Annotated in this window: 9 protein-coding genes; 6 read left to right on the top strand and 3 right to left on the bottom strand. The window is 64.0% G+C overall.

What is annotated here, in order from left to right; all coding sequences use genetic code 11:
• Positions 1 to 41: 41 nt before the first annotated feature.
• The 4 genes from BMI90_RS17205 (at position 42) to BMI90_RS17220 (ending at position 2,841) form a co-directional block, all read left to right on the top strand.
• Positions 42 to 557 (top strand): YeeE/YedE thiosulfate transporter family protein, encoded by a 516-nt coding sequence (locus BMI90_RS17205; RefSeq protein WP_078530707.1) that lies wholly within the window; start codon positions 42 to 44, stop codon positions 555 to 557.
• Positions 554 to 1,207, top strand: a complete 654-nt coding sequence (locus BMI90_RS17210; protein WP_078530708.1) for a DUF6691 family protein — start codon at positions 554 to 556, stop codon at positions 1,205 to 1,207. The genes BMI90_RS17205 and BMI90_RS17210 overlap by 4 nt, the downstream gene beginning before the upstream one ends.
• A 42-nt stretch (positions 1,208 to 1,249) precedes the next feature.
• Complete coding sequence (locus tag BMI90_RS17215) at positions 1,250 to 1,990, top strand: protein tyrosine phosphatase family protein (protein WP_078530709.1); 741 nt, start codon at positions 1,250 to 1,252, stop codon at positions 1,988 to 1,990.
• An 86-nt stretch (positions 1,991 to 2,076) separates the two neighbouring features.
• A complete protein-coding gene (locus tag BMI90_RS17220; RefSeq protein WP_078530710.1) occupies positions 2,077 to 2,841 on the top strand; it encodes a hypothetical protein in 765 nt (254 codons plus the stop codon).
• 5 nt (positions 2,842 to 2,846) lie between these two features.
• Here the strand turns inward: BMI90_RS17220 and BMI90_RS17225 are convergent, their stop codons facing one another.
• The gene (locus BMI90_RS17225; RefSeq protein WP_078530711.1) at positions 2,847 to 3,425 is read right to left on the bottom strand and encodes a hypothetical protein; all 579 of its coding nucleotides are present in this window, start codon (positions 3,423 to 3,425) and stop codon (positions 2,847 to 2,849) included.
• A gap of 202 nt (positions 3,426 to 3,627) precedes the next feature.
• On the opposite strand from BMI90_RS17225, the gene BMI90_RS17230 reads away from it, so the two are divergent.
• On the top strand, positions 3,628 to 4,392 hold the full coding sequence (locus tag BMI90_RS17230; RefSeq protein ID WP_146671330.1) for a hypothetical protein: 765 nt from the start codon (positions 3,628 to 3,630) through the stop codon (positions 4,390 to 4,392).
• Positions 4,393 to 4,556: 164 nt separating this feature from the next.
• Positions 4,557 to 4,763, top strand: coding sequence for a cold-shock protein (locus BMI90_RS17235; RefSeq protein ID WP_078530713.1), 207 nt, complete (start codon positions 4,557 to 4,559; stop codon positions 4,761 to 4,763).
• A gap of 58 nt (positions 4,764 to 4,821) precedes the next feature.
• Here BMI90_RS17235 and BMI90_RS17240 read toward each other — a convergent pair whose 3' ends face one another.
• A complete protein-coding gene (locus BMI90_RS17240) occupies positions 4,822 to 5,436 on the bottom strand; it encodes a thioredoxin family protein (protein WP_210401978.1) in 615 nt (204 codons plus the stop codon).
• 153 nt (positions 5,437 to 5,589) lie between these two features.
• A complete protein-coding gene (locus BMI90_RS17245) occupies positions 5,590 to 5,988 on the bottom strand; it encodes an abortive infection family protein (RefSeq protein WP_168172815.1) in 399 nt (132 codons plus the stop codon).
• Positions 5,989 to 6,184: the final 196 nt, after the last annotated feature.

Here is a 6,184-nt window from a genome sequence, read left to right on the forward strand (position 1 = left end):
CTTTGAATATGTTTATCATCATCGGAGAAAGGGAGGCTGCCATGAGGGACACCCCCAAACCGTTCTGGTCTCCGCTGGCCGCCGGCACCGTGCTGGGCCTGGCTTTGCTGCTGACCTTCGTCATCACCGGGCACGGGCTCGGCGCTTCGGGATTCGTGACGCGATTCGCGGCGCAGGCGAATGACTGGGTAGCGCCGCAGGCGACCGCCGAGAATGCCTATTTCGGCCCCTTCATGAAAGCGGGCGCACCGCTTCTGAGCTGGATCACCTGGGAGGTGATCGGTGTGCTCATCGGTGCCTGGCTGGGCGCGAAAGGCGCGGGCCGGATCTCGGTCAAGGTCGAGCGTGGGCCGCGCGTCTCGAGCGGTAGCCGGATCGGCTACGCTCTGGTCGGCGGCGCATTGGTCGGCTTCGGCGCGCGTCTGGCGCGTGGCTGCACCTCGGGCGTGGGGCTTTCGGGCGGCGCGACGCTGGCCGTGGCCGGCTTCGTCTTCCTGATCGGTTTCTTCGCGGCGGGCTTCGCCGTGTCCTTCATGATGCGGAGGCTCTGGCAATGACCATTCCGTTCTACGATGGCGGCGTCGCCTCTGGTCTTCTGTCGGGCGTCCTCTTCGGCTACGCGCTCGAGGCCGCCGGTTTCGGCTCCCCGCGCAAGCTGACGGGGCAATTCACACTGCGCGACTTCTCGGTCTTCAAGGTGATGTTCACCGCTGTGCTGGTCTGTGCGATCGGTCTTTATGTCCTGCGCACGATGGGGTGGATGGGGCCGAACGCGGTCTTCATCCCGACGCTCTTCTTCTGGGCGATCCTCGCCGGTGGCGTGCTGATCGGCGCGGGCTTCGCGATGGGCGGCTATTGCCCGGGCACCTCGGTCGTGGGCGTCGCCTCGGGCCGCATCGACGCGGTGGTCTTCGCCATCGGCATGGTGATCGGCACCTCGGCCTTCGCCTGGGTCTACGAGCCGCTGATCGGCTTCTACATGGCGGGCAAGGGTCCGAACGCCCAGACGCTGCCGCAACTCTTCGGCCTGCCCGAATGGGTGATCCTTGCGGTGCTGGTCGTGTTCGCGGCCATCGGGTTCCGTCTCGGCTCGATGATGGAGCGTGCCCGTGGCGGCCCGTTCACCGCCGAAGAGGTCTGCGCACCCGATGATGAGGCTGACGAATTCGCCATGCGCTCGGGGGATACCTCGACCGCGCGCGGCTGACGCTTTGAAAATACGGACAAAGTTCAAGGGAGGAATATGTCCATGAAGACCAAGAAGCAACGCAAGAGCCTGCTGCGCGCAGCTCTGGTTCCGGTGACCGCCGTCGCGATGAGCGCCGCCGTGCCCGCCATGTCGAACGCACAGGCAAGCAATCCTTGCGCCCCGGCCGCAGTGGCGAACCCCTGCGCGCCCGCAGCGATGCCGGCCAACCCCTGCGCCCCGGCCGCAGCGGCGAACCCCTGTGCTCCGGGTGCGGCTCCGGCGGCGACCGCCGAGGCGGCGCCGATGGCCAAGGGCCCCTATGACACCACCGTCAAGGCCACCCAGGCGCCCTATGGCGACAAGATGCCCCCGATCGTCGACAATTACCTGCGTGCCACGCCTTATGTCGGCACCGGTGGCTTCATCGACCCGACCGGCATCCCGATGCTCAAGATGCTCGGATTCAAGACCGTCGTGAGCCTGCTGAAGCCCGACGAGGGCGCGCCGAACGAGGGTGAACTGGTCCAGAAGGCCGGGATGAATTACATCCAGATCTCCGTGCCGACCAAGGCGCCGACGAACGAGCAGGTCGCCGAATTCGCGAAGATCGTCGAAGATCCGGCCAACTACCCGATCCTGCTGCATTGCGAGAGCTCGAACCGGGTTGGCGCGATGTGGGCGCTCTACCGCGCCTCGAAGGGCGTGCCCGCCGAGATCGCCGTCGAGGAAGGCCGCCAGATCGGTCTGAAGACCTCGCGTGAGCCGGCCGTGCGCGAAATGCTCGGGATGCCGCCGCTCTGAGAACGGCCGCTCTAGAACGATTGTCGCGATGACAAGGACGGGGTCAGCCGCTAGGCTGGCCCTGTTCGCATGAGAAGAGAGGCCCGATGACGAAGATGGACCCCGCGCCGCACCGCCCGGCACCGACCCTGCGCATTCCGACCCCCGCGATCGAGCGCCTGCCGCGCGCGCGCCTTGAAGAGATGCATGACGCCGCCGAGACCGTACTCGAATGCGAAACCGTGCTCGCCAAGTCGGGCATGAGCGTGGTCTCGGAAGTGTTGCGCGGGCAGGGCGATTTCCTGACCTGGGAACGCTACCCGCGCGGGGATGTCTTCGATACCGAGACCCATTGCCACTATTTCTACCATGCCCATGACGCGCGCGAGATGGCGCAGGGTGAAAACGGGCATTTCCATCTCTTCATGCGCCCCGAGGGGATCATTCCGGGGCTGGAGCCCTGGGATCTGCCCGGCGCGCGCATTCCCGAGGATGGCGCGTCGCGCTTCGTCCATATCGGCGCGATCAGTGTCGATGCGCAGGGGCGCGCCTTGCGCATCTTCACCACCAACCGCTGGGTGACGGATGAATGCTTCTACCGCGCCGAGGACGTGATCCGGCTGCTCGATCATTTCGCGATCGAGCTGGCGCATCCGAACTGGGCGGTGAACCTCTGGCTGAGCGGGATGGTCACGCTGTACCGCCCGCAGGTCGAGGCGCTTCTGCGCGCGCGCGATGCGCAGATCGAGGCTTGGCTGGCCGAGCATCCGGGCTCGGACGTGCTCGAGGATCGCGGGCTTCAGAACATCACCGAATGGCCCGTCGATCACGTCGCCCAGATCGGGATGCTCGAGGATCAGCTCGACCTCTGAGCCGATCAGCCGGGTTCGGGCGCGCAATCGGCAACGCTCAGGATCTCGGGGCCGCGGTCGCGCGCGTTCCAGCGCACCTCCCAGGCACGGCAGGGGCCGGACTTGTTCTTGATCTGGCGCCAGCGCAGCCGTGGCGCATCCACCCCCTCGCGCAGATCGCGCTCGAAGACCGGCATTGCCTGCCAGCGCGTCTCGGCCGCGTTCGAGCCGCCCTGCGGTGTGATCAGGCACAGCCCCGTCGCCCCGCCTTGCTTGGCCGCGAGTTGCAGTCGTCGCCCCTCGGTGAGGCTGATCGCCTTCGGCGTCTCGCCGATCACCAGCGGGGCCGAGCCGTCGCGCAACGCCTCTTCCATCACCGCGAGCGTGTCGGTCTGATCCTTTCCCCGCGCGATCAGAAGCCGCGCCGGATCGAAGAAGCTCACCAGTCCGCGCGGATTGAGCCCGTCGCGCCGATAGCGTTCGCTCACCCAGATCACCGGACCGCTCGTGGTGGCGGCCACCGCGCAGGCAAAGCTTGTGGCGCCAAGGCCGCAGACCTCATGGGTGCGGCCCGGGCGCAGGGGAAGGGGCAGGGAAGTGCTCATGAAGACAATCTAGCGTGAACATAAGGGGAACGAAATCCCTTTCCGGTCGCCCTGGAGGGCTGTCGTGCCTGAGCGTTTTTCTCAAAGGGCGCAGATCACCAAAATGCCACGATTCTGCCCATTTCGCGAAAGCTGAGGTTGGTAACGGTTTGGTGAGCAATCCGAGTCAATAAAGGCCCGAAGGAACGGGCAAGGGCGATCAATGGTATTTCTTCCGGCAAGACATGGAAACGAGTTGCGCGCCGTGGTGACGCGCGCGCCGCTCCATGCGCATTTTCTTCCCGGAACGGGCAAGACGCTCGTGGTTTCCTTTGCCGGTGTCGGGAATTCGCGCAGCGCCCCGCAACCGCCCGAGTTTCGCGCCATCGCAAGCCAGGGGGGCGAAAACCCGGTTCTCTTCATCGCCGATACCGCGCGCAGCTGGCTCAACGCGCCCGGCCTGATCGAGGCGGTCGCCCTCACGATCGAACGCGCGCAGGCCGAGACCGGCGCGGAGCGCCTCGTGGGGATCGGCAATTCGATGGGCGGGTTCATGGCGCTCGAGATGACGCGGCATCTGCCCTTCGACACCGTCTGCGCGATCTCGCCCCAGGTCTCGGTCCATCCCGATCATGTCCCCGAAGAGCATCGCTGGCGTTTCCTGCGCAACCGCATCGGCGGCTACCGGGTGCCGACGCTTGGCGCGCATATGCCGCGCGCGCCTCGGATCTTCGCGCTTCATGCCGATCATCCTGACGAGATGATCCATGCCCGGCGCTTCCCGATCGCACCGAATATCGCGCATTTCCTGCTGCCCGGTTACCATCACGGCATGGCGCGCCAACTCAAATCCGAGGGCCATCTGCGCGCTCTGGTGAGCCATGCGATCCGTGGGCAGAAGCGCAAATTCGCGCTGCGGGTGAAATCCGCGGGCGGGCGCTTCATCCAGCGTGAGGACCGCAATCTTCCCTCTGCCACGGCAGCGTGATCCGATCGGCCATTGCATTTGCGGTGCCGAACCTCTATCTGCTGTCTCGCTAAGTTTGCTTCCGACACGCACTGTCTCCCTTACCGGCTTCAGTTTGCTTTCAAGAACTGACACGGCCGGGCTGACGCATTCCGCGGGCAGCACTTTATCTAAGGAGACTCACGATGGCCGAAGGCACCGTGAAATGGTTCAACAGCACCAAGGGTTACGGCTTCATTGCCCCGAATGATGGCGGCAAGGACATCTTCCTGCACATCTCGGCGGTTGAGCGCGCCGGCATCCAGCGCCTCGACGATGGTCAGAAAGTGACCTACGAACTGGAAACCGGCCGTGACGGTCGCCAGTCCGCGAGCAACCTCGAGCTCGCCTGAGCCTGAGCGAAAGTTCGAGAACGGCCCGCGCATCGCGCGGGTCGTTTGCGTTTGGGGCTCACCACACGTCGGGGTCGATCCCCTGTTCCGCCAGCGCCGAGAACTTGTCTTGCAAGAAACGCTGGAAGGGCTGGTCGCGATAGGCGCCGCTAGCGACATATTCCAGCCCCGACAGATGGTGGAAGGGTTTGAAATAGCCCGGCATCCGGAAGGCCTCGGCCGCGCGCAGATCGGTTGCGCCCGCGTTCTGAGCCGGGATCAGAACCTGCGTCGGCGTGAAGTTCACGAACCATTTCTGTGCCAGCGCACGCTCCTCCAGCGCCTCGCCGTCGAAATCGGTAACCTCCCGCGCGCCCCAGAGATCGAGCTGCAAGACCACGAAGCTGGCCTCGATCAGATCCGTGATCTCGGAGCGCTTGAAGTTCACCAGATGCATCTCGCGGCAATAGGGGCAGCCGCGCTGCTCGAAGAGCACCAGCAGCCCCTTTCCCTGATCCGCGGCCTCGCTCAGATCCTCTCCGAGGTCGAGGAAACTGTCGTGAAAGAAGCTCTGCTGGTAAAGCCCGCCATCGCCCATCACGGCCTCCGCCCGCGCCGGTCGGGCAGCACCTCCCAACACCCCGCTTGCGGCCATCGCACCGCCCGTCAGGGCCAACATCTCGCGCCTATTCATCGCGTCGTCCTCCCTTGTGATGGCGGGAAGTATAGCACAAGGGGGCGGGGATCGGCGATGTTGGGGTGGATTGAGCGTTCCGGTAACGCATGCCCGGTGTGGCGACATGCTCCCGTTGCTGAGGAGAAGGTCTGCTTCAGGATTGTGACGCGGCTAATGATTACTGATCCGTTGTTCCTCAACTCTCGCATGCCACGTCTCAATCAGAAACAGGGCCATGGACCCAGCAAGGTTAACCGTCAAAGCGGCATGACGCGGCTTGAATGGAACTCGCGAGCGCCCCCCAGCATGAGCATCACCACCTTTGTTGCGCAAAGAACCAATACTCTGTACGACGCTCTGGCAGTTTCCCAAAATCATTTTGAACACCTCTTCCTGGTGTTGCGATGGTGCGAGCTTCAAGATTTTTGCCGTTTCAGAATAGAGTTTCGGCACATTCCATTTTGCTTCCCACTCTGCGCCGCTGTCCTCGATGATGTGTTTGCAGACCTCTTCAAGTAACGTACTTGCGGCGGTGACAGCGCCGTCCGGGTCTGTTGTTCGTCTTTCCAAAGCCTTCGCCCAAAAAGCTTGGACAGCAGGAGCATCATAGACATCAAGGCCGTCTGTGATCGTGGCGTCTGCTGCACCGCCACCTGCCTCTAGGAAGGTTAATAGAGGTATGAAGGCGTTGATCTGATCCCCGGAAACTGGACCGTTTGAAGCTGGAGTTTTCCGCTACGCTTCCTTGGCTGGAAGAGGAGTGGAA

Origin of the sequence: Thioclava sp. L04-15 (assembly GCF_002020275.1) — a bacterium.
GTDB classification, from domain to species: Bacteria; Pseudomonadota; Alphaproteobacteria; order Rhodobacterales; family Rhodobacteraceae; genus Thioclava; species Thioclava marina.

Bases quoted from the DNA above. Each gene is read 5' to 3' on its own strand.
- BMI90_RS17235 (WP_078530713.1), top strand. From the start codon at position 4,557: ATGGCCGAAGGCACCGTGAAATGGTTCAACAGCACCAAGGGTTACGGC.
- BMI90_RS17240 (WP_210401978.1), bottom strand. From the start codon at position 5,436: ATGAATAGGCGCGAGATGTTGGCCCTGACGGGCGGTGCGATGGCCGCA.
- BMI90_RS17205 (WP_078530707.1), top strand. From the start codon at position 42: ATGAGGGACACCCCCAAACCGTTCTGGTCTCCGCTGGCCGCCGGCACC.
- BMI90_RS17215 (WP_078530709.1), top strand. From the start codon at position 1,250: ATGAAGACCAAGAAGCAACGCAAGAGCCTGCTGCGCGCAGCTCTGGTT.
- BMI90_RS17210 (WP_078530708.1), top strand. From the start codon at position 554: ATGACCATTCCGTTCTACGATGGCGGCGTCGCCTCTGGTCTTCTGTCG.
- BMI90_RS17225 (WP_078530711.1), bottom strand. From the start codon at position 3,425: ATGAGCACTTCCCTGCCCCTTCCCCTGCGCCCGGGCCGCACCCATGAG.
- BMI90_RS17230 (WP_146671330.1), top strand. From the start codon at position 3,628: ATGGTATTTCTTCCGGCAAGACATGGAAACGAGTTGCGCGCCGTGGTG.
- BMI90_RS17220 (WP_078530710.1), top strand. From the start codon at position 2,077: ATGACGAAGATGGACCCCGCGCCGCACCGCCCGGCACCGACCCTGCGC.